Source organism: Paenimyroides baculatum (assembly GCF_008629655.1).
In the GTDB taxonomy this organism is placed as follows: domain Bacteria; phylum Bacteroidota; class Bacteroidia; order Flavobacteriales; family Flavobacteriaceae; genus Flavobacterium; species Flavobacterium baculatum.
In genome coordinates, this window is record NZ_VWSG01000015.1 from 25,819 (window position 1) to 49,033 (window position 23,215).

Below are 23,215 nucleotides of genomic sequence, written 5' to 3' on the forward strand. Positions count from 1 at the left end.
TACAACTATTTGTTTTACAAACTTTAACAAACTGCAATTTTAGTATTTTTGCATTATGGCAAAACAAGAAGATATTTTTAAAAATGTAATTTCGCATGCAAAAGAGTATGGATATATTTTTCCATCGAGCGAAATTTACGATGGTTTAAGCGCTGTTTACGATTACGCGCAAAACGGAGTAGAATTAAAAAAGAATATTCGTGAGTACTGGTGGAAATCAATGGTACAGATGCACGAAAATATTGTGGGGATCGATGCTTCTATCTTTATGCATCCAACCACATGGAAAGCTTCCGGGCACGTTGATGCCTTTAACGATCCGTTAATTGACAATAAAGATTCTAAAAAAAGATATAGAGCCGATGTTTTGATCGAAGACTACTGCGAGAAATTGTGGCAAAAGGCTCAAAAAGAAATCGAAAAAGCAAAAGGTCGTTTTGGCGATGCTTTTAATGAAGAAGAATTTATTACTACAAATCCGCGCGTTGTAGAATATCTTTCAAAAAAGAAAGAAATTTTAGAACGAATGGCGTCTGGATTAGATTCAGGGAATTTAGAAGATGTAAAAGCCTTGATTGAAGAATTGGGAATTGCTGATCCGGAAACAGGTTCTAAAAACTGGACCGATGTTCGTCAGTTCAATTTAATGTTCGGAACAAAATTAGGTGCATCGGCTGATACAGCGATGGATTTGTATTTACGACCAGAAACCGCACAGGGAATTTTCGTGAACTTTTTAAACGTCCAAAAAACCGGACGTATGAAAATTCCGTTTGGAATTGCACAAACTGGTAAAGCGTTCCGTAACGAGATTGTGGCACGTCAGTTTATTTTCCGTATGCGCGAGTTTGAACAAATGGAAATGCAGTTTTTCGTAAAACCGGGCGAAGAAATGACCTATTACGAATATTGGAAAGAAACGCGTTTAAAATGGCATTTGTCGTTAGGTTTAGGGAAAGAAAACTATCGCTTTCACGACCACGAAAAATTGGCACATTATGCAAATGCAGCAGCAGATATTGAATTTAATTTCCCGTTTGGATTTAAAGAATTGGAAGGAATTCACTCGCGTACCGATTTCGATTTAAAAGCGCACGAACAACATTCAGGTAAAAAACTGCAGTTTTTCGATAACGAAACAAATTCATCTTATGTGCCGTATGTGGTAGAAACATCGGTTGGATTGGATCGTATGTTTTTATCGGTTTTCTCAAAATCGTTACAAGAAGAAACGTTGGAAGACGGATCAACACGTACGGTTTTAAAATTACCGAGTGTTTTAGCACCAACAAAAGCAGCTGTTTTGCCATTGGTAAAAAAAGACGGATTGCCGGAAGTTGCCCGTGAAATTATTGAAGAGTTGAAGTGGGATTTCAATGTGGCTTACGATGAAAAAGATGCAGTTGGTCGCCGTTACCGTCGCCAAGATGCATTGGGAACACCTTTTTGTATCACAGTTGATCACCAAACATTAGAAGATAAAACCGTAACAATTCGCCACCGTGATACCATGAAACAAGATCGTGTTTCTATTGCCGAATTGCGAAATATCATTAATGAAGAAGTTTCTATGCGCAACTGGTTGCAACGAATGAAATAATATAAAAACAAGAAATAAAAAAATCGCCTTTAAGGCGATTTTTTTATGCTATAACTTAAAAGTAATAATAGATCTTGGCGAATGGTTCATTAAATCTTCGCTGATGCTTCCGTTTAACAATCGGGCAAAACCTTTTCTGCCGTGTGTTCCCATTGCAATTAAATCGGCGTTAACGCGTTCTGCAAAATTTAAAATTCCTTTTTCAATATCTAAATCGTTGTAGATAGAAAATTCGTAATTGTCTAAATTATATTGTTTTAAAAACTCGTGCGCCATTGCTTCTGCAACATGAGTTGGTTTAAAATTATTCGGCGTATTCACCATTAAAAAGTGCGGAGTAGATCCGTTTAATTTTAAGAAATCAACAATTTTTTGAAAACCTTTTGCAGTTTCTTCTGTAAAATCGTTTGCAAAAACAACTTTGTCAAAACTCACTTCGGTTTCGTCTCCTTTAATTGCCAATACCGGAATGTTCGATGTACGGATTACTTTTTCAGTGTTCGATCCTATAAACAATTCCTTAAAACCGCTGGCACCATGCGATCCCATTACAATTAAATCAATATTGTTGGCTTTTGCAACTTCGGTAACTTCGTCAAAAGTACGCCCTAATTTTAAAATCTGTGAAACGTTTAAACCGCTTAATTCTTCAGATAACGATGCTTGTGATAATTTAGCTTCGGCATGTTCTTTAAAAAACATAATTTCAGGCAGGTCGTAACCCGGTTGAATCATGTCCATAGTTTCGTGCGGCAAATCAATTATATGTAATAAAATAATTTCAGCGCTCGATTTTCTTGCAATACCAGCAGCAGCTCTTAAGGCAATATGTGCTTGTTCAGAAAAATCAGTAGGTACTAAAATCTTTTTCATCTTGTATGGTTTATTAGGTTAATAAATGTTTGTGTTAATTTTATAAATATACTTATAATATTCAGAAATAACCAAAAAAATCAATTACTTAAATAAAATTTGTATATTTGCAAAGTTATTTATTGTTAAACTAAATAATGAGGGGACATAATTGTCCCCTCTTTTTATACAAAAGATGGATTTTAAAAGTAAAGTTAAAGATTTATTAGAAGAAGGTTTGGCAGAACATCCAGAGCTTTTTTTGATAGATTTTTCTATTTCGGCAGATTATAAGATTTCTGTAGTAATTGATGGCGACCACGGTGTTGTGCTGCAAGACTGTATTGATGTTAGCCGCAGCATAGAACACAATTTAGACCGCGAAGAGCAGGATTTTTCTTTAGAAGTAGCTTCGGCTGGTGCAACCGCACCGTTAAAATTCCCACGACAGTATAGAAAAAACATTGGTAGAACTATTGAAGTTACTACCGATGACGACAATAAAATAGAAGCCAAGTTGATTGATGCCAACGAAGAAGCTGTAAAATTAGAATGGAAAGCACGCGAACCTAAAAAAATAGGCAAGGGTAAAGAAACCGTTGTTAAAAACGCTGAAATTCCGTACATTAGCATCAAAAAAGCAGTAGTAGTTATATCATTTTAAAAAAAATACAGATAATTTCATGGATAATATTGCATTAATTGATTCGTTCTCTGAATTTAAAGATTTTAAACATATTGACAGAGTTACCCTTATGGCAATTTTAGAAGATGTTTTTAGAAATGCATTGAAAAAAAGATTTGGGTCAGACGATAATTTCGACATCATCATTAATCCTGACAAAGGAGATATGGAGATTTGGAGAAACAGAATCGTTGTTGCCAATGGTGAGGTTGAAGACGAAAACTCTGAAATTTCATTAAAAGAAGCACAAAAAATTGAACCAGATTTTGAAGTGGGCGAAGAAGTTTCTGAAGAAGTTAAATTGTTTCAATTAGGTCGTCGTGCAATATTGGCATTGCGTCAAAACCTAATCACAAAAATTCAAGAACACGACAGTACCAATCTTTACAAACAATTTAAAGACATGGTGAACGAGATATATGCAGCCGAAGTAAGCCACGTGCGTCCTAAAGCAGTTATATTGATCGATGAAAACAATAAAGAAATCATTTTACCTAAAGAGAAACAAATCCCATCAGATTATTTCAAAAAAGGCGAAACGGTTAAAGGAATTATCGAAAGTGTTGAATTGAAAGGCAATAAGCCGCAAATCATCATGAGCAGAACATCGGAATTGTTCTTGGAAAAATTGTTCGAACAAGAAATTCCTGAAATTGCAGACGGTATAATTACCATTCACAAGGTAGTGCGTATTCCTGGCGAAAAAGCAAAAGTAGCTGTAGACAGTTACAACGAAAATATTGATGCAGTTGGTGCCTGCGTAGGTGTAAAAGGATCTCGTATTCATGGAATTGTTCGCGAATTAGGAAACGAAAACATCGACGTTATTAACTACACAAGCAATGTAGAATTATATATTCAACGTGCATTAAGCCCAGCAAGAATAAACAATATATCAATAAACGAAACAAGCAAACGTGCAAATGTTTTGTTAGATATCAGCGAAGTTTCAAAAGCAATTGGTAAAGGCGGTCAAAACATTAAATTGGCAAGTTTACTAACTGGTTACGAAATAGACGTGATAAGAGAAGGAACACAGGTTTTAGAAGAAGACGACGTTGAGTTGCGCGAGTTCTCAGATGAAATCGATGCGTGGGTAATCGATGAATTTGTAAAAATTGGTTTAGATACAGCAAAAAGCGTATTAAAACACAGTGTAAGCGAATTGGTCCGAAGAACAGATTTAGAAGAAGAAACAGTAGAAGATGTTTTGAACATTTTAAGTGCTGAATTTGAAGACTAATTAAACACACTAGAACAACAACACAACGCACAAAAATATACTAAAAGGATCGTATGTCTGAAAATAGAATAATAAGAATAAACAAAGTTTTAAGAGAATTAAATATTTCTCTCGATAGAGCCGTGGAATTTTTGAAGACCAAGGGCTTTGAAATTGAGGCCTCTCCGAACGCAAAAATTTCAGACGCAGAATACACTGCGTTAGATAAGCAGTTTTCGGCAGATAAAGGGAAGAAAGAAGCTTCGAAAGAAGTGAGTGAAGAAAAAAAGAAAGAAAAAGAAGAATTGCGTTTAGAACGCGAGCAGGAAGACAAGCGTAAAAAAGAAGAAGACGAAAAGCGTAAAAGAGAAGAAGAAAAACGTAAGAAGGAAGAAGACGACAAACGTAAAAAAGAAGAAGACGAAAAACGCGAGCAAGAAGTTATAAAAGCTAAAGCTGCTAAAGTATCTTCTATAAAAACAGTTGGTAAAATTGATTTAGATGCAAATTCTAAAAAAGCACCGACTGCCGATTCTAAAAATTCTTCAGAAGACAAAAAAGAACCTTTAAGTGCATCAAACAATACTGCCGATAAAGCAGAAAAAACAGCACCTGCTGCAGTAAAAGCAGACGCGCAGTCTAAACCGAAACCGGCTCCTAAACAAGAAGCAGAAAAAACGGAAAAACCTGCACAAGAAACGCAGAAAGAAACACCGGCTGAAACAGACAAACCGGTACAGAAAGCTGTAGAATCAACAGAAAATAAGTCAGAAGCAACTTCTACTGAAGAAAGCGCAGAATCTGAAATCATAAAAACAAACTACCAAAAACTTTCGGGAACTACCTTTACAGGTCAAAAAATTGATTTATCTCAATTCAACAAACCTAAAAAGAAAAAAGAAGAGCCTAAGAAAGATGGTGCAAAACCAGGTGGCGCAAACAATAACGCAGCAAACAACAAAAACAAACGCAAGCGTATTGAAAAACCAGGTACGCCGGGAACACCAGGTGCACCAGGTAATAATGCCAATAAACCAGGTACACCAGGACAAGGTGGTCAAAACCGTCCGGGTCAGCCAGGTCAAAACCGTGGTGGTCAAGGTGGAAATTCTAAATTCCCTAACAACCGCAACAATGCAGGCGGAAACAAAAATTTTGGAAACAGAAACCAACCGGTTGTAAAAGTTGAGCCTACAGACGAGGAAGTAAAAAACCAAATCAAAGAAACGTTAGAGCGTTTACAAGGAAAACAAAACAAATCAAAAACAGCGAAATATCGTAAAGATAAACGTGAACTTCACCGTAAAAAAGAAGAAGAAGCACGTGCTGACGATGATTTAAAAATATTAAAAGTTACCGAATTCGTAACAGTTGGTGAAGTTGCCACAATGATGAACGTGCCAATTACACAGGTAATCGGAACATGTATGTCGTTAGGTATCATGGTTACCATGAACCAGCGTTTAGATGCTGAAACATTAACCATTGTTGCAGATGAATTTGGATACGAAGTACAGTTTACAACTGCCGATATCGAAGAATCTATTGTAGAGGATGTTGATAGCCCGGAAGATTTACTACCACGCGCACCAATTGTAACGGTGATGGGTCACGTAGATCACGGTAAAACATCGTTACTGGATTATGTTCGTAAAGCAAACGTAATTGCAGGTGAATCTGGTGGAATCACGCAACACATTGGTGCTTACGGAGTAACTTTAGATAGTGGACAAAGAATTACCTTCTTAGATACACCGGGTCACGAGGCATTTACCGCAATGCGTGCACGTGGAGCTCAGGTTACCGATATCGCAATTATTGTAGTTGCTGCCGATGATGATATTATGCCACAAACAAAAGAGGCTATTGCGCACGCACAAGCAGCAGGTGTGCCTATTATTTTCGCAATTAATAAGGTAGATAAGCAAACGGCGAATCCTGAGAAAATTAAAGAGAAATTAGCAGGTATGAACTTCCTTGTTGAATCATGGGGAGGAACGTATCAGTCACAAGATATTTCGGCAAAATTCGGACAAGGTGTTCCTGAATTGTTAGAAAAAGTATTGTTAGAGGCAGAGATGTTAGAGTTGAAAGCAAATCCTAACAAAGCAGCTGTAGGTACCGTTGTAGAAGCGTTCTTGGATAAAGGTCGTGGATATGTATCAACAATCTTGGTTCAAAGCGGAACGTTGAAAATCGGAGATTACTTGTTAGCAGGTAAAAATCACGGTAAAATTAAAGCAATGCACGATGAACGCGGAAACTCTGTAAAAGAGGCAGGTCCTTCTCGTCCTATATCAATTTTAGGATTAGACGGTGCGCCAACAGCAGGTGACAAGTTCAATGTATTCGAAGACGAGCGTGAAGCAAAAGCAATCGCAGCAAAACGTACACAATTAATCCGTGAGCAGTCGGTTCGTGCACAACGTCATATCACGTTGGCAGAAATTGGTCGCCGTATTGCTTTAGGTGAATTTAAAGAATTGAACATCATCTTAAAAGGAGACGTAGATGGATCGGTAGAAGCGTTATCAGACTCGTTCTCTAAATTATCAACAGACGAAATTCAAATCAACATTATCCACAAAGGTGTAGGTGCAATTACCGAATCTGATGTATTGTTGGCTTCGGCTTCTGATGCGATCATTATTGGTTTCAACGTACGTCCAATGGGTAATGCCAAAACAATTGCAGACAAAGAAGAAATCGATATCAAAACATACTCGATTATTTACGACGCAATTGATGATATTAAAGATGCAATGGAAGGAATGTTGTCACCGGAATTGAAAGAAGAAATCACCGGAACAGCAGAAATTCGTCAAACTTTCAAAATATCTAAAGTTGGAACAATTGCAGGATGTATGGTTACAGATGGTAAAATCTTCCGTAACTCTAAAATCCGCTTAATTCGTGAAGGCGTTGTAATTTACACAGGTGTTCTTGATGCGTTAAAACGTTTTAAAGACGATGTAAAAGAGGTTTCTAAAGGATACGATTGTGGTATTCAGATTAAAAACTACAACGATATTAAAGAATACGATATTATTGAAGGATTCCAAGAAGTTGAAGTTAAGAAAACTTTGAAATAATAGAATTTACATTAAATAGATAAAAAGGAGTCGTAAGGCTCCTTTTGTCATTTTGACAGATTTTGAACCGATGCAATTGTTTGGCTTAAAGTTTGATTGAATCTAACAAATAAATACGCATACATTAAAAAAACAGAATTATGGGATTATTATTAATGGGAATCATTATGCTTGCCAGCTGGTTAGTTGGTTGGCAGCTAAAAAATAAATTTGAGAAATATTCAAAAGTTCATTTAAGAAACGGAATGAGCGGTGCAGAGATTGCAACAAAAATGCTGCACGACCACGGAATTTATGATGTAAAAGTTATTTCTACACCAGGTAGATTAACCGATCATTACAACCCAATGGACAAAACCGTTAACTTAAGTGAAGCAGTGTATAATCAGCGCAATGCAGCCGCTGCAGCCGTAGCCGCACACGAGGTAGGGCATGCTGTACAGCACGCAACCGCTTACAGCTGGTTAACCATGCGTTCTAAATTGGTGCCTGTGGTAAATATCGCATCACGCTTTATTTCAATCACTTTAATTGGTGGTATTTTGTTGCTTAACACATTTCCTCAATTATTACTTATCGGTATCGTGTTGTTTGCATTAACCACTGTATTTTCAATTATAACGTTACCGGTTGAATACGACGCAAGTAACCGTGCGTTAAAATGGCTGGAAACTAAAAATATGGTTACAAGAGAAGAGTATGCAGGTGCATCAGATTCATTAAAATGGGCAGCACGTACGTATGTTGTAGCAGCGTTGTCATCAATCGGAACACTACTATACTATTTAATGATTTATATGGGAAGAAGAGAATAACAAAAAAGCGAGCATCTGCTCGCTTTTTTGTTTATTAAAACCAAGGTTTCTTATTAAGAATGTAGGTGTCATAGAAATCATTATCGGTCTTTGTAAGATAAATTATCCCTTCAATCAAACCAATAGCAAATCCTACTAACAACATGTAATATCCTATAAAAATACACATGGTGTAGCCTACCAAACCTAAAACCAATAGCAGAATACCTTCGGTAGTATATCCTAAAACAAATTTATGAACACCGATATGTCCTAAAACGATTGCCAAAACACCCGCAAGTATTTTTTTATTGTACGCCTCTTGATTATATTGATTTGGCTGATGATTTTTATACTGATTATAGTTCTGTGAGGTGTTGTTGTTTGTTGATCCTGTATGCCATTTTTCCTCTTTTTGATCTATTGAATTCGCATATTCTATTTTTGAAGCTTTACGATCTGTACTGAAATTAGCAATTATTTTATCAACAATAACCTGCGCCAGTTTTTCTTTGCTTTCCATTGTCCAGCCTGCAATATGGGGCGATAACAATACGTTTTCGGCAGATATCAGATATATGAAAGCATCAGGAAGTTCATTATCTGTAAACATATTTTCGAACGATGATTTTTCGTATTCCAATACATCCAATCCTGCACCTTTAATTTTGCCCGATTTTAAAGCATCAACCAAATCATCTGTACAAACCGATTTTCCGCGTGCTGTGTTTATCAACCAAAATGATTTTGCAAAACCATTGATAAAATCTTTATTTACGTAATGATGCGTTTCGGGAGTTTCAGGCGTGTGCAAGCTCACAATATCACTGTGCAGTTGTAAATAATCTAACGAAACCTGCTGTGCATTTGCATCGCCCATGTGCGGTTTAATATCGTAACAAATTACCTTACAGTTAAAGCCTTTTAAACGTTGGGCAAAGGCTTTTCCCATATTGCCATAACCAATAATACCAACAGTTTTGCCTTCAATTTCAATGCCTCGGTTTTCTTCACGTTTCCAAACACCGTTGCGTACTTCTTTATCCACGTACGATAATTTGTTTGTAAGGTTTAAAAGCATGCCCAAAGCATGTTCTGCAACGGCAGTTTTGTTACCTTCAGGAGCTGCAATCAGTTTAATACCTTTTTGTTTGGCATAATCGCAATCGATATTTTCTAATCCGGCACCAACCCTTCCAATGAATTTCAGGTTTGTAGCTGCATCTAAAAAAGCTTTATCGATCTTAAATCGGCTACGTAAAACAATACCGTCATACTGATGGATTATTTGTTCAATTGCATCTTTTGGAGCGTAGTAATTTTCATCGTTTTCAAAACCTGCAGCTGTTAACTGTTCAATTAGCAACGGATGGTTTTTATCAAGGTGTAATATTTTCATTTATGTATATAATCTTATTCGGTAAGTGAATTTTATCAAACTAAATTAGATAAAAATTTCATTAAATCGATTTAAAATAATTTTAAATAAACTTTCATCTTTTTTTGAAAGTTTAAAAACTTTGTTATACATTTGATCTATGGAATTCAAAGAAGCAAAAAATAAATTTGTACAATCATGGGGAGCTTTAGGTTCGCAATGGGGTATTAATAAAACCATGGCACAGATTCATGCACTGTTAATGATTTCTACCGAAGCGGTTTCTATGGAAGATATTATGGAAGAATTGCAGATTTCGCGTGGAAATGCTTCTATGAATTTAAGAGCTTTAATGGATTGGGGAATTGTGTACAAAGAATACAAACCGGGCGAACGAAAAGAGTTTTTTATTGCGGAGAAAGATTTAGACGAATTGGCGGTAAAAATTGCGAAGGAGCGAAGCAAACGCGAAATTAAACCTGCTTTAAAGGTATTAAAAGAAGTTTCTACCATTAAAACAAATAAGACCGAAGAAGAAAAACACTTTGTAGAGCAAACAGGTAAATTGTACGATTTTGTTTTAAAAGCCGATAATGTTTTAGATAAAGTAACCGAATATAAAGACAATTGGCTGGCAAAGCTGGTGATTAAAATAATGAAATAGAATTAAAAAAATTTAAACAAAACTTTCAAATATTTCTGAAACTTTAAAATAATTTAAATTATGAAAGCAATTAAAATATTAAATACCATAGCAGTAGGTATTCCGATTATGCTTATGCTAATAGGAATAATAAAGCAAGATAGTGCAGGTGAATTCATAGGTTATGCATTGTTTTCAACTATGTTCACAGGCTTTGTTCAAGTGATGCTGGGACTTTCTCTATTGAGAAAATTTCCTGAAAACATTCACTATCAAATCTATATTGTAGCAGTTGTTTTATTCTTTGTGCTATGGTTCATAGTTCATTCATTTGATCTTTATGATTTTGGTTATTTGCTACTTTGGATACCACCTTGTTTAGCAGTGTATTTATCTATACTGATTTACAGTCGTACAAATAATGAATTTTAAGAAAAGAGAATATGAAAAAAATGGTCATTGCAGCAGGAACCGGTTTTTTAGGAACCGTCTTAATTGATTTTTTTAAAGGATCGTATCAAGAAATTATAGTACTAACTCGTGGAAAATCAGAAAAGAAAAATAATATACAGTTTGTTCATTGGAACGCGAATTCGCTGACGGGTTGGGAAGAAGTATTGGAAAATGCCGATGTGCTGATAAATTTAGCAGGGAAATCGGTTGATTGCAGATATACTCCAGAAAATAAAGCTACAATACTTTCTTCGCGTATTGATAGTACCCGAGTGTTGAATGAAGCGGTCTTGAAGTGTAAAAATCCCCCAAAACATTTTATAAATACATCTACAGCGACTATTTACAGACATTCCGAAGACAAACAGATGGATGAATATTCAGGCGAAATTGGTGATGATTTTTCTATGAACGTTGCTAAATCGTGGGAAAAGGTATTTTACGAAGTACATACTGATAAAACATTGAAAACGGCTGTTAGAACTTCAATTGTTTTAGGTAAAAATGGCGGTGCATTTATCCCTTTAAAAAGATTAACTCAATTAGGATTTGGAGGGAAGAACGGAAGCGGGAATCAATTTGTTAGCTGGATTCATGAATTAGATTTTGCCAGAGCAATCGCTTTTATAATCAATAATAAAATGACAGGAAGCGTCAATGTTGTTTCACCTAAGCCTGAACGAAATGATGATTTTATGAGGAAACTCCGAAAAGCTGTGGGTATTCCTTTTGGAATTCCTGTTTCTAAAACGCTTTTACAGATTGGTGCAAAAATTATTCAAACCGAACCGGAATTGGTTTTGAAAAGTAGAAACGTAATTCCTAAACGCTTAACCGAAAACGGTTTTGTATTTGAATATCATGATCTGGAAAAAGCCTTTAAAAATCTGTTGTCATGAACTATAACATTATTGCCTATTTCTTGTATTTCACGATCACTTTTTTAATCATCGTGAAAGTCGGACGGATTTGTTATCAGAATGGAAATGTCTTTGTATCGCAATTAATTCCAAACCATGAATACTTGTGTAAAAAGATCAATCATTTGCTGTTAATCGGTTATTATTTGCTGAACATTGGGTATTGCACCATGACCATCATTTCGTGGGAAAAAATACAGAGTTTTACGCAGTTGGTTGAGATCATCAGTCTAAAAACATCTCTCATTATCTTGATTATAGCAATTATGCACTATCTAAATATTTTATTACTTACAAACTATATCAAAAAATTAATTTAAAGCTGTAAATTATGGAAACTATCAAAATTTTAATCGGTTACGCAGTCTATCTGCCTATAGCGTTGTTTTTAACTTATTATGTGTCTAAAACGCTTTTTAAAAACAGTAAAGTTTATATGTTGGATATTTTTAAAGGAAGGGAAGAAATTGCCTTTGCTACCAATAAATTGTTTGAAACCGGATTTTATCTTCTGAACATTGGCTTTGCTTTGATGATTTTACAGATGAATCTGTATAACGACAGTTACCAGTTGCTTATTGAAAAATTGAGTTACAAAATCGGAGCATTTTCTATTTATTTAGGATTGATGCTTTTTATAAACCTGTATTTCTTTTTCAGAGGAAAACGCAAAGCCAGTCAGGCGGCAGCAGTTCAATAGAAGACAAAAAATCCCAATGAATTTAGATCATTGGGATTTTTTTTGATTCAGTTAAATGAAAGCGATTAACTTAGATCTTTATTTTGATTGATTATTTTAAGCATGTTTTTATTGAACAATGTTTGATTTTCTCCTAATGATTTAAAAAATTCAATATCTGCTTCTTCAATTGCAGTTAGTGCTTTTTGTAGAATGATAGATCCTGTATTTGTTAGCTCGATGACTTTAGCTCTTGTGTCGGTAGGGTGTTCTTGCCGACGGATAAATTCTTTTTCTTCCAGAGTTCTTAAAACTTTAGAAACCATCATTCTATCAGCATTCCCTTGATTGGCAATATCTATTTGTGTAACATGGTCGTTTTCTTTAGACAACCATCCTAACGCTGCCAACAAAACAAATTGAGTCTGAGTTAGGTTTAGTGGATCTAAAACTTTTTTATGCTTTCGTTGCAATAATGTTGTCAACTGACCCAAAAGATAACCTGAACTTTCGCTTGAGCTTTTAAATTTGAACTCTATTTTCTTTGCCACAGCTGTTATTTTGATTCTAGAAAAGTAAGTTTATATCCATCGATATCTTTTACATGAAAAGCTCTACCAAAAGGTGTTTCAATTATTGGTCCCGCATTATTTACGCCGTTTGAGATAAGTTTTTCTTTCAATTCTTCTACATTTTCGCTAACGGCAAACCATAATGCTACGCCAACACCTAATTCTCTTTCTTCTAAAGGTTCCAAAGGTGTACGAATGGCAAAACTTGCTTGCCCTTTATTATACTTAAAAACGCAAGCTTGCGGATTTGAATTGTCAATTTCAAAACCTAATTTATTGGTGTAAAATTCTTTTGAAGCTTCTAGGTTTTTTACCTGTAATGAAGCAAATGTTAGTTGTATCATTTTATAGTATGATTTAGAATTGTAGTTGCAAATATAATATACGCGACAACAATATGCAAATGTTTTTTTAAAGAGTAAAAAAAAAGTATTTTTAAATTAAAACCCTAAAATGATTTTTGCAATGGTAAAGTAAATCAAGATACCAAAAATATCGTTGCTGGTGGTGATAAACGGTCCGGTTGCAATTGCGGGATCAATACCGTATTTATCAAGCATAATCGGAATAAACGTTCCAATTAAACTGGCAAGTATCATTACGGTAACCAATGCCAAAACAATGGTTGAAGATATTTCGTAAGTTGTTCCCATTAAAAAATGCGTTGCCAAAAGCAGTAAAACTGCTAAAACGGTACTGTTTAAAAGAGCCAGTAACATTTCTTTACCCAAGCGTTTCCAAAGTGATCCTGACAAACTGTTATTCGCCAAACCTTGTACTACGATTGCCGATGATTGCACACCCACATTTCCTGCCATTGCGGCAACCAAAGGTGTAAAGAAAAATAAGGTAGCATATTTTTCCATGGCATCGCTAAAACTTTGCGCTACGTTTACGGCAATAAAACTCCCAATTAATGCCAAAAGCAGCCAAGGTAAACGTGCTTTTGTAAGTTCCCAAATGCTGTCATCTGCCTCAACGTCTTGAGAGATACCCGCAGCCATTTGGTAATCACGATCGGCTTCGTCTTTAATAACGTCAACGATATCGTCAATGGTGATACGACCTACCAAACGTCCGGTTTCATCAACAACGGGAATGGCTTCTAAATCGTACTTCTGCATAATGCGCGCAACTTCGGTATCTTCGGTATCAACCTTGACAGAATCTACTTTAGGAATATAGATTTCTTTGATTTGGGTGGTAGTTGATGAGGTAATAAGATCTTTTAACGACAAACGACCTTTTAAGCGGTCTTCGTCATCAACCACGTAAATAGAATGTACGCGCGATACGTTTTCTGCCTGTTTGCGAATTTCCTGAATACACGTTAATACATTCCAGTTTTCATTTACCTGAATGTATTCTTTCGCCATTAAACCGCCGGCAGTATCTTCATCGTACCGCAAAAGTTCAACAATGTCTTTAGCGTGTTCAAAATCTTCTAATTCCGAGATTACCTCATCTTTCATTTCTTCCGACAGTTCGGCGATAATATCCACCGCATCATCGGTATCCATTTCGTCTAACTCTTCGGCAATTTCTTTGGCAGAAAGGTTGTTTAAGATTTTTTCACGAACTTCTTCGTCTAATTCTAATAGAATTTCAGAACTGGTTTCCGATTCAATAATACGGAAAAGATAACCTGCATCTTCGCCGTCTAATTCGTTCATCAGTTCTGCAATATCAGCAAAGTGAATATCCTCGAGCCTGCGAAGTATTTCGCGTTCGTTTTTTTCGGCAATTAAGCCTTCGATCTCTTGGATAAATTCTTTGCTGATTTTAAATTGCATACGCTTCTATTTTTTGTGTAAGTGCGATGAATTCTTCCACACTTAATTGTTCGGGACGAAGGTTAAAAACTTCATCGTCTTTAATTTCTTCTGATATAAAACTTTTTAAACTGTTGCGCATAGTTTTTCTACGCTGGTTAAATGCCGATTTTACTACGGTATAAAACAGTTTTTCGTTGCACGGCAGGCTGTAATTTTCTTTGCGGATCATTCGCATTACGCCCGATTTTACTTTTGGCGGCGGTGTAAAAACGTGTTCTGATACGGTAAAAAGATATTCGGTATCGTAAAAAGCCTGTGCCAAAACCGAAAGTATTCCATAGGTTTTACTGCCTTTTTTCTCGCAAATACGTGCAGCAACTTCCTTCTGAAACATTCCCGAAAATTCCGGTATCTGATCGCGCATTTCTAAAGCCCTGAAAACAATCTGTGTGGAAATGTTGTACGGAAAGTTTCCTATGATGGCGAACTGATCGTCGTTAAAAATCTTCTTTAAATTATACTTTAAAAAATCTTCGCCAATAATGTGATTGTTTAACTTTGGGTAATGTTTTTCAAGATAATCAACCGATTCTTTATCAATTTCAACTACAAAAGTTTCAACCGGTTTTTCTAGAATGTACTTTGTAAGCACGCCCATTCCCGGGCCAATTTCCAACACTTTATCGTAACCGTTCAGTGTTAGTGTATCGGCAATATTCTTTGCAACACTTTCATCATTTAAAAAGTGCTGACCAAGATGCTTTTTTGCCTTTACTTTGTCAGAATTATTCATGTTCGCTGATTATTTCAAGATCGGTGCGGAACGTAAGCATTTTATCTGCAAAAAGCTGTAAACCTTCGCTGCGCAATAATGGGGCATGATTGTTTTTGTAATCATCTAACGCTGCCTGATTTTCTGCAAAATATTGTACAGAATAGGTAACGCCGCCCATATCTTCATCAACCAAAACCTTTACCAAACGTGCCGATTTAAAACAACCGGTGTTCAGCATTTCTTTAATGTGTTTGGTTTGCATCCAGTTAAGCCATTGTTCGTGAACAGACTCGTCTATATTTATGGTAACATTGTAAATAATCATAGTTTGTAGTGTTAGGATTTGTTTAAAAACCAATGTCATTTCAAGTGAAGCAAAGTGATTTTTCTGAAATCTTAAAGATTCTTTTTTCGCTCTGCTACATTCGAAATGACATTAAAGTTGTTATTCCTTTTTAAAATTAATTAATAATATCGAATCCGCAGTAAGGTTTTAACACATCGGGTATCACAATACCCTCGGGTGTTTGGTAATTTTCTAAAATACCTGCCAATACGCGGGGTAAAGCCAACGACGAACCGTTTAAGGTATGCGCAAGCTGTGTTTTTCCGTCTTTGCCTTTAAAGCGTAACTTTAAGCGGTTTGCCTGAAATGTTTCAAAATTTGATACCGACGAAATTTCTAACCAACGATCTTGCGCTGTTGAAAAAACTTCGAAATCATAAGTTAAGGCAGATGTAAAGCCCATATCGCCACCACATAATCGTAAAATACGGTATGGTAGTTTTAATTCATTCAAAATTTCTTTTACGTGCTCAACCATTCCTTCTAACGCTTCGTACGATTTTTCTGGATGTTCAATACGTACAATCTCCACCTTGTCAAACTGGTGTAAACGGTTTAAACCGCGAACGTGTGCTCCCCAAGATCCTGCTTCTCTACGGAAACATGGTGTGTAAGCTGTTGCAAGAACAGGCAATTCATTTTCCTGTAAAATAACATCACGAAAAATGTTTGTAACCGGAACTTCGGCTGTTGGAATTAAATATAAATCGTCTTTAGCATCATGGTACATTTGTCCTTCTTTATCAGGTAACTGACCCGTGCCGTAGCCTGATGCTTCGTTAATTAAATGTGGAACCTGATATTCTTTATAGCCGGCATCGGTATTTTTATCTAAAAAATAACTGATCAGCGCACGTTGTAATTTGGCACCTTTACCTTTATACACAGGGAAACCCGGAGCTGTAATTTTTGTTCCTAATTCAAAATCAACAATGTCGTATTTTTTAATAAGATCCCAATGCGGTACGGCACCTTCATGCAATGTTGGAATATCGCCCGATTGAAAAATATTTAAATTATCATCTGCACTTTTTCCCTGCGGAACAATATCTGCCGGTGTATTTGGTAATTTGTATAATTCTTGCGTAAGCTCTTCGGTAACGCTGTTTAAAACTTCTTTTAAATCGGCAGTTTTATCTTTAAGCTTTGCTGTTTTTTCTTTTAAGATTTCGGCTTTAGATTTTTCGCCGTTACGCATTAAATCACCAATTTCTTTGGATAGCTTGTTCGATTCTGCCAAGATGTTGTCTAATTCAACCTGTGTTGCTCTGCGTTGTTCATCCAAGTCTATAACTTTTTGAATCATTTCAGTAGCATCAAGATTTCTTTTTGCAAGGGCTTTAACCACTTGTTCCTGATTTTCTCTAATGTAAGCTATCTGTAACATAAATAAATAATTGTTAAACGGCAAATTTACATAAATTCTTTGTGAATAGGTAACTATTGCGTTAATAATTCTTTGGTTTCAATGTGGTTGAACTTCAAAGAAATAATAGTATTTTTACGCAAATTAGTATCTTTATGAAAAGAGCATTTTTTGTTCTGGCTTGCGGTTTGTTTACCTTGTCTTCGGTGGCACAAATCACAGCTAATACACAAGACGAATACCGTTTGTACGAAAAGCAGGCGGCAGAAAAACGTTTGGCATTTAAGCAGAATCCCAACACGTTTAACTACGATGTAAAACACCAGAAACTGGAACTGAAAGTAGATCCATCTCAATATTATATAAGCGGTACGGTTACAACGCAGTTTGTGCCCAATCAGAATTTACAGACCATTGTTTTCGATTTAAGTCATGAGCTTACGGTTAGTGCGGTAACACAAGGTTCGCAGTCTGCTACGTTTACGCAGTCTAATAACGAACTGGTAATACAGCTTCCGCAAACAGTGGCGTCTGGCACACAGGGCGAAGTTAAAATAACCTATGCAGGTACACCGCCAAACGATAACGAAGCCTTTACGCAGAGTTATCATAACAATACCCCGATTATCTGGACACTTTCTGAACCTTTCGGAGCCAAAGATTGGTGGCCTTGCAAACAGTCGCTAAACGATAAAGTAGATGCAATTGATATTTACCTTACTGCACCAACAGCAATGGTTTCGGTTGCAAATGGGGTAGAGCAGTCGCAGGTTACAAATAACAACGGTACAAAAACCACGCATTTTAAACACAATTTTCCAATTCCAGCATATTTGGTAGCCATTGCAGTTACCGATTATCAGATTTATAATCAAACAGCGGGCACAACACCAAATACATTTCCGGTGGTTAACTATCTGTATCCCGAAAATTATAATTCAAGCGTGAGTCAACTGGCGGTTACCTTGCCAATTATGGATGTTTTTGAAGAGTTGTTTGGAACGTATCCGTATCATACCGAAAAATACGGTCATGCCGAATTTGGATGGGGTGGAGGAATGGAACATACTACCGTTTCTTTTATGGGTGGATTTTCCCGCGGATTAATCGCTCATGAACTGGCACACCATTGGTTTGGAAACAAAGTTACCTGCGGAAGCTGGAAAGATATCTGGATTAACGAAGGTTTTGCAGAATACATGGCGGGCTTGGTTGTGGAACATTTAGACGGACAAAATCAATTTGATAGCTGGAAAGGCGGAAAAATCAACAGTATTACATCGGCACCCGCAGGTAATGTATATTTAACCGACGCACAGGCGTTGGATTCGGATCGAATTTTCAGCGGACGTTTAACGTATAACAAAGGATCTATGGTGGTGCACATGTTGCGCTATGTTTTGGGCGATGAGGATTTTTACCAGGGAATGCGCAATTTCTTGAACGATCCCGCAATTGCCTATAATTATGCAGTTACCACGCAGGTAAAACAGCATCTGGAAGCAGCATCAGGCAAAAATCTTACCGAATTTTTTAACGATTGGATCTATGGCGAAGGATACCCTTCGTATCAGGTAAATGCAGAAATAGTATCGGCAACACAAACAAAAATTACCCTTTCTCAAATTTCATCGCATGCAGGTGTATCGTTTTTCGAAATGCCGGTTACTTTGCGCTTAACAGGCAGTAACGGACAAACAGAAAACGTAGTCTTGCACCATACGCAAAATAATCAGCAGTTTGTGGTAGATACCAATGTGGGGACGGTAAGTGGTATCGAAATAAATCCTTTTAACGATATTGTAAGTAAAGACAATCAGGTAACTTTTAAAGAAGTTTCAAATCCTGTGGCAGAAGAATTAAAAGTATTTCCGAACCCAACTGAAACAACTTTTCAGGTAGAAATTCCTCAAAAAATGAAAGTCGATGCCATGAATCTTTACAGCGTAAGCGGAAAACTGGTAGCGCAGAACATCAGCAATCCGTATCCGTCAGAACAATTGGCAAGCGGTATGTATGTGCTGGAAATCAAAACAGCCGAAAAAACCTATCATAAAAAAATTATAAAAAATTAAAATGAACCCGTTGTTTGCCAAATAGTAACCTTAAAATAGTACATTTGTGCAACACAAAATGAAAGTATTGTAATTAATGGACGTATTAGTTAAATTATCGCAGTTTTTATTAAGTTTATCCTTATTAATTGTATTGCACGAGTTGGGGCACTTTATCCCGGCAAAATTATTTAAAACACGAGTAGAAAAGTTCTACCTTTTCTTCGATATAAAATTCTCATTATTCAAAAAGAAAGTCGGTGAAACCGTTTACGGAATCGGTTGGTTGCCATTGGGCGGTTATGTGAAAATTGCCGGAATGATCGATGAAAGCATGGATACCGACCAATTGAAACAGGATCCGCAACCGTGGGAATTCCGTTCAAAACCGGCATGGCAACGTTTAATCATTATGTTGGGTGGTGTAACCGTAAACTTTATATTGGCATTCGTAATCTATATTGGAATGACTTGGTTTTACGGTGACCGTTTCGTAGCAAATGAGAGTTTAAAAGATGGTGTTTGGGTAATATCCGATGATTTAAAAGCAGCAGGCATGCAATCAGGAGATAAAATTGTATCTATTGATGGTGAAAAATTAGTACGATTTGATAAAGCGCAGGCAAAGATGCTAACCGCTAAAGAATTGGTGGTAAACCGAAACGGTGTAGAGCAAGAGCTTAAACTACCAGTTGATTTTGTAAAAGGAATTATAGAGGATAAAGGTGGTAAGTTAATTGTACCCCGTATGCCTTTCATTGTAGCTGGTTTTGAAGATAACTCGCTTAACAAAGAAGTTTTAAAAGAACGTGATTTTATAGTATCGATTAACGGAACTACAATTACTTATTACGATCAAATGGAAGGGTTTTTAAAGCCTTTTGCCAATCAAACGTTACCAGCTGTAATAAAAAGAGATGAAGTTGCACAGAACGTTACATTAAAAGTAGATAAAAACGGAAAAATTGGTGTTGCACCTGCCATGATATCGAACAAAGATGCCGAAAAATTGGGCTTGTTTAAGCTAACTACCAATCACCACAGTTTTTTAGAGTCGATTCCGATTGGTTTACAAACAGGTGTTGATCAGTTAGTGGGTTATGGTAAGCAGTTAAAAATGATTGTAAATCCTGATACAGGTGCATATAAAGGTGTAGGTGGATTTAAAGCGATATTCGATGTTTTTCCTAATACTTGGAGTTGGGAAATGTTCTGGAGTATCACCGCGTTTTTATCAATTATGTTAGGTGTAATGAATTTATTACCGATACCTGCGTTAGACGGTGGTCACGTATTGTTCTTATTATACGAAATGATTTCGGGCAGAAAACCAAGCGATAAGTTCTTGGAATATGCACAAACAGTTGGTTTTGTTATACTTATTGCTTTGTTGTTGTTCGCAAACGGAAACGATATATTCAAAGCCTTAACAGGCAAGTAAAAAAAATAACGATTTTTTAAAAAAGGTGTTTGCAAAAAGGAAAAATCGTTCTATATTTGCATCGCAATAAAGGTAACACACCTTCCTCCTTAGCTCAGTTGGTTAGAGCATCTGACTGTTAATCAGAGGGTCCTTGGTTCGAGCCCAAGAGGGGGAGCAAAGTTGTCAAAAGCAACACCTTAATTTTATTGCAAAATAGAAAACTTAAAATTTAAGTTTCCTCCTTAGCTCAGTTGGTTAGAGCATCTGACTGTTAATCAGAGGGTCCTTGGTTCGAGCCCAAGAGGGGGAGCAAATTGCGAAAGCAGTGAACAATTTTAATATTTTAAGTTTCCTCCTTAGCTCAGTTGGTTAGAGCATCTGACTGTTAATCAGAGGGTCCTTGGTTCGAGCCCAAGAGGGGGAGCAAAATATACAAAGCCTTACAGAAATGTGAGGCTTTTTTGTTGTTTAAAAAGGTTTTGCTGGGTTCATCAACTTTCATTGCAGAAAATACTAAGGTAGTTTAAAAGTAAAAGGTGTAAAGTTCGGTGGATGAGGTTTTAAAAACTAGGTGTCCCAAAATGTATCAGGTGTCCTGTGAAAATCAAATAGTTACGTCAATTTTTTAACATTTTAAAATATTGATTATGAACTTCAATCAGGTAAAAATCTTATTCGTTTTAAGCAAAGCTAAAATGAATATGCGGGGAATGTGTCCTCTCATTTGTAGAATAACTTACAATGGTAAACGTAAAGAATTCTCTACAGGATTCTTAGCTTCAGAAAACGACTGGAATGCTAAACTTCAAATAGTTACCACTAAAACCACCTACGCTAAAAATATCAATACACATCTAAATAAGGTGTATCGCGATTTATTAGCCACATACTCAGAATTGGTGTTAGATAAAGAGATCTTCACTGTATATGATATTTATAATGTCTATATGGGTACTTCAAAAGGTGGAATACTTCATACTGTAGAATATTTTCAAGATTACTTACTAAAAATAAAAAGATTAGTTGGTAAAGATATGGAGCAATCTACATGGAAGAAATTTGAGAATTCTTTAATGCATCTCAAATCTTTTATTAATTGGAAATATGATCAACAAGATTTATTACTGCGAGATATTAACCTATTCTTTATTCAAGAATATGAATTCTATCTTAAAACTGTGAAAGACCTTGCGAATCCAACTATTCACAAAGTAGTACAACGTTTCAAAAAAGTTATGATGCATGCTGAAAATGAAGGAATGATACGTAAAACACCTTTTGCGTTACACAAAGCAGTATTGGTTAAGAAAGAAGTAGTTTTTTTGAACCAAGAAGAATTACAAATTCTTGAAGATTACACAATTTCTCAACCAAAATTGAATTTGGTACGAAACCTATTTGTGTTTTGCTGTTATACAGGATTACCTTATTATGAAATGTCAACTTTATCTGCAAAAAATATAGAGCGTGGTTTCGATAAGGAATTATGGTTGGTTGTTGATCGTAAGAAAACTAGTAAATCATACAGAGTACCATTGTTACCTAAAGCAGTTGAAATAATGCGTGATTATTTAGGTGGAGAAGGTTTGATATTTCCAAAAGTTACCAACCAAAAATTCAATTCTTATTTAAAAGAAATTGCAGATATTGTTGGAATTGAAAAGAACCTTACACACCACATAGCACGTAAAACCTTTGCGAGTACCGTATTGCTTTACAATGATGTACCTATTGAAATAGTTTCAGAATTATTAGGACATTCAAGTATTAAAGTAACTCAAGAAAGTTATGCTAGACTATCTAATAAGAAAGTGAGTGAAACAATGATTAGATTAAGTAAAATCTTGAAATGATAATCAAATGTTTAACAATTTTTAATAAGTTTGTAAGGTCTAGTGAAAGACATTATTTAAAATCTAAAAAGTATAAATGAATTTATAAAAGATAACTAACATATTAAAATATTAGCGTTTCGCTTTAAAATTTCCTGTTCAGAAAATACGACCAATTTTTTTTCAAGCATTACAGGGAAGTGAAAGTGGAAGCGCCTACGGTTTCGTGGGCGTTCCTTTTTGCTTTGTAATGCAGCCTTTGGTCGGGCGATCTGAACAAGCAATTGGAATAGCTCACGTTTTTTTATGCTTAAAATTTAAGTTATGACTAAAAAAATATTAATGATAGGACTTGTTTTAATATCATTAAACTCTTGTAAAGACAGGGAGTTAGAAGATTTAAAGCTCGAGAATGAAAGTCTGAAAAATGAATTATTCACACGGAATCAAGCTGTTTATACTTGGACAGTAATAGAATGTAAAATAGGAGCCTACACCATAGACAATGGTTATGGTAAGAAAGGTTTTTTTAAAGGAACTGACGACGTTTTATATTGGTCTGAAATCGAGATGTTTAATAATTTTAATGAAGATATTAAATACCAACTTCAAGATCAGTTGGAAAAAAAATGTAGAAATCGTTATGGTATGGAATTACATTCAATTCAAAAAAAGGAAACTTTTGCATTTAATAGCTATGCAGAAGCAAGTCAATTTAAAGATAGTGTAACAAATGGTAATAAAAATAAATAAA

The 23,215-nt window shown here is 35.7% G+C and carries 22 protein-coding genes, 3 tRNA genes and 1 pseudogene; 17 read left to right on the forward strand and 9 right to left on the reverse strand.

The window, feature by feature from the left end; translation table 11 throughout:
- Positions 1 to 55 precede the first annotated feature (55 nt).
- Positions 56 to 1,600, forward strand: a complete 1,545-nt coding sequence (locus F0460_RS14655) for a glycine--tRNA ligase (RefSeq protein WP_150014557.1) — start codon at positions 56 to 58, stop codon at positions 1,598 to 1,600.
- Between the two features lie 48 nt (positions 1,601 to 1,648).
- Here F0460_RS14655 and F0460_RS14660 read toward each other — a convergent pair whose 3' ends face one another.
- Entirely contained in the window at positions 1,649 to 2,473 is an 825-nt protein-coding gene (locus tag F0460_RS14660) for a universal stress protein (protein WP_150014559.1), read from the reverse strand.
- A 175-nt stretch (positions 2,474 to 2,648) separates the two neighbouring features.
- On the opposite strand from F0460_RS14660, the gene rimP reads away from it, so the two are divergent.
- The 4 genes from rimP (at position 2,649) to F0460_RS14680 (ending at position 8,266) form a co-directional block, all read left to right on the forward strand.
- A complete protein-coding gene (gene rimP, locus F0460_RS14665) occupies positions 2,649 to 3,116 on the forward strand; it encodes a ribosome assembly cofactor RimP (RefSeq protein ID WP_150014561.1) in 468 nt (155 codons plus the stop codon).
- Between the two features lie 19 nt (positions 3,117 to 3,135).
- The gene (gene nusA / locus F0460_RS14670) at positions 3,136 to 4,380 is read left to right on the forward strand and encodes a transcription termination factor NusA (protein WP_150014563.1); all 1,245 of its coding nucleotides are present in this window, start codon (positions 3,136 to 3,138) and stop codon (positions 4,378 to 4,380) included.
- 53 nt (positions 4,381 to 4,433) lie between these two features.
- Positions 4,434 to 7,451 carry a translation initiation factor IF-2 gene (gene infB / locus F0460_RS14675; RefSeq protein WP_150014565.1) on the forward strand — a complete coding sequence of 1,006 codons (3,018 nt, stop codon included), beginning with the start codon at positions 4,434 to 4,436 and terminating at the stop codon, positions 7,449 to 7,451.
- Positions 7,452 to 7,591: 140 nt separating this feature from the next.
- Positions 7,592 to 8,266: a zinc metallopeptidase gene (locus F0460_RS14680; RefSeq protein WP_150014567.1), complete on the forward strand. Its 675-nt coding sequence runs from the start codon at positions 7,592 to 7,594 to the stop codon at positions 8,264 to 8,266.
- A 34-nt stretch (positions 8,267 to 8,300) separates the two neighbouring features.
- Here F0460_RS14680 and F0460_RS16330 read toward each other — a convergent pair whose 3' ends face one another.
- Both F0460_RS16330 and F0460_RS14685 read right to left on the reverse strand, forming a co-directional pair.
- Positions 8,301 to 8,726, reverse strand: a complete 426-nt coding sequence (locus tag F0460_RS16330; RefSeq protein WP_262714210.1) for a TM2 domain-containing protein — start codon at positions 8,724 to 8,726, stop codon at positions 8,301 to 8,303.
- A pseudogene (locus F0460_RS14685) lies at positions 8,703 to 9,644 on the reverse strand (2-hydroxyacid dehydrogenase); the annotation flags it as partial. The pseudogene F0460_RS14685 and the gene F0460_RS16330, both read right to left, overlap by 24 nt.
- A gap of 139 nt (positions 9,645 to 9,783) precedes the next feature.
- On the opposite strand from F0460_RS14685, the gene F0460_RS14690 reads away from it, so the two are divergent.
- The 5 genes from F0460_RS14690 to F0460_RS14710 are packed head-to-tail and all read left to right on the forward strand — an operon-like array spanning position 9,784 to position 12,339.
- The gene (locus tag F0460_RS14690; protein ID WP_150014571.1) at positions 9,784 to 10,287 is read left to right on the forward strand and encodes a GbsR/MarR family transcriptional regulator; all 504 of its coding nucleotides are present in this window, start codon (positions 9,784 to 9,786) and stop codon (positions 10,285 to 10,287) included.
- A gap of 60 nt (positions 10,288 to 10,347) precedes the next feature.
- Complete coding sequence (locus tag F0460_RS14695; protein ID WP_150014573.1) at positions 10,348 to 10,698, forward strand: hypothetical protein; 351 nt, start codon at positions 10,348 to 10,350, stop codon at positions 10,696 to 10,698.
- Between the two features lie 11 nt (positions 10,699 to 10,709).
- A complete protein-coding gene (locus F0460_RS14700) occupies positions 10,710 to 11,618 on the forward strand; it encodes a TIGR01777 family oxidoreductase (protein ID WP_150014575.1) in 909 nt (302 codons plus the stop codon).
- Positions 11,615 to 11,959, forward strand: coding sequence for a hypothetical protein (locus tag F0460_RS14705; protein WP_150014577.1), 345 nt, complete (start codon positions 11,615 to 11,617; stop codon positions 11,957 to 11,959). The genes F0460_RS14700 and F0460_RS14705 overlap by 4 nt, the downstream gene beginning before the upstream one ends.
- Positions 11,960 to 11,970: 11 nt before the next feature.
- On the forward strand, positions 11,971 to 12,339 hold the full coding sequence (locus F0460_RS14710) for a hypothetical protein (protein ID WP_150014579.1): 369 nt from the start codon (positions 11,971 to 11,973) through the stop codon (positions 12,337 to 12,339).
- Positions 12,340 to 12,404: 65 nt separating this feature from the next.
- On the opposite strand, the gene F0460_RS14715 is transcribed toward F0460_RS14710, so the two are convergent.
- From F0460_RS14715 to serS, 6 genes are all read right to left on the reverse strand, one after another.
- Complete coding sequence (locus F0460_RS14715; protein WP_150014581.1) at positions 12,405 to 12,869, reverse strand: MarR family winged helix-turn-helix transcriptional regulator; 465 nt, start codon at positions 12,867 to 12,869, stop codon at positions 12,405 to 12,407.
- A gap of 5 nt (positions 12,870 to 12,874) precedes the next feature.
- Positions 12,875 to 13,234, reverse strand: coding sequence for a VOC family protein (locus F0460_RS14720; RefSeq protein ID WP_150014583.1), 360 nt, complete (start codon positions 13,232 to 13,234; stop codon positions 12,875 to 12,877).
- A 96-nt stretch (positions 13,235 to 13,330) separates the two neighbouring features.
- Positions 13,331 to 14,683, reverse strand: coding sequence for a magnesium transporter (gene mgtE, locus F0460_RS14725; RefSeq protein ID WP_150014585.1), 1,353 nt, complete (start codon positions 14,681 to 14,683; stop codon positions 13,331 to 13,333).
- Entirely contained in the window at positions 14,673 to 15,458 is a 786-nt protein-coding gene (rsmA, locus tag F0460_RS14730) for a 16S rRNA (adenine(1518)-N(6)/adenine(1519)-N(6))-dimethyltransferase RsmA (RefSeq protein WP_150014587.1), read from the reverse strand. Before rsmA ends, mgtE begins: the two co-directional genes overlap by 11 nt.
- Positions 15,451 to 15,765: a DUF4286 family protein gene (locus F0460_RS14735; RefSeq protein ID WP_150014589.1), complete on the reverse strand. Its 315-nt coding sequence runs from the start codon at positions 15,763 to 15,765 to the stop codon at positions 15,451 to 15,453. The genes rsmA and F0460_RS14735 overlap by 8 nt, the downstream gene beginning before the upstream one ends.
- Positions 15,766 to 15,901: 136 nt before the next feature.
- The gene (gene serS / locus F0460_RS14740; protein ID WP_150014591.1) at positions 15,902 to 17,173 is read right to left on the reverse strand and encodes a serine--tRNA ligase; all 1,272 of its coding nucleotides are present in this window, start codon (positions 17,171 to 17,173) and stop codon (positions 15,902 to 15,904) included.
- A gap of 134 nt (positions 17,174 to 17,307) precedes the next feature.
- On the opposite strand from serS, the gene F0460_RS14745 reads away from it, so the two are divergent.
- The 7 genes from F0460_RS14745 (at position 17,308) to F0460_RS14775 (ending at position 23,214) form a co-directional block, all read left to right on the forward strand.
- On the forward strand, positions 17,308 to 19,227 hold the full coding sequence (locus F0460_RS14745; RefSeq protein ID WP_150014593.1) for a M1 family aminopeptidase: 1,920 nt from the start codon (positions 17,308 to 17,310) through the stop codon (positions 19,225 to 19,227).
- Between the two features lie 76 nt (positions 19,228 to 19,303).
- Complete coding sequence (gene rseP, locus F0460_RS14750) at positions 19,304 to 20,647, forward strand: RIP metalloprotease RseP (protein WP_150014595.1); 1,344 nt, start codon at positions 19,304 to 19,306, stop codon at positions 20,645 to 20,647.
- An 83-nt stretch (positions 20,648 to 20,730) separates the two neighbouring features.
- A tRNA-Asn gene (locus tag F0460_RS14755) sits at positions 20,731 to 20,804 on the forward strand.
- A gap of 61 nt (positions 20,805 to 20,865) precedes the next feature.
- Positions 20,866 to 20,939, forward strand: a tRNA-Asn gene (locus F0460_RS14760).
- Positions 20,940 to 20,979: 40 nt separating this feature from the next.
- Positions 20,980 to 21,053: transfer RNA gene (locus tag F0460_RS14765), tRNA-Asn, on the forward strand.
- 223 nt (positions 21,054 to 21,276) lie between these two features.
- The gene (locus F0460_RS14770) at positions 21,277 to 22,482 is read left to right on the forward strand and encodes a site-specific integrase (protein WP_150014597.1); all 1,206 of its coding nucleotides are present in this window, start codon (positions 21,277 to 21,279) and stop codon (positions 22,480 to 22,482) included.
- Between the two features lie 303 nt (positions 22,483 to 22,785).
- Positions 22,786 to 23,214 (forward strand): hypothetical protein, encoded by a 429-nt coding sequence (locus tag F0460_RS14775; protein WP_150014599.1) that lies wholly within the window; start codon positions 22,786 to 22,788, stop codon positions 23,212 to 23,214.
- Position 23,215: the final 1 nt, after the last annotated feature.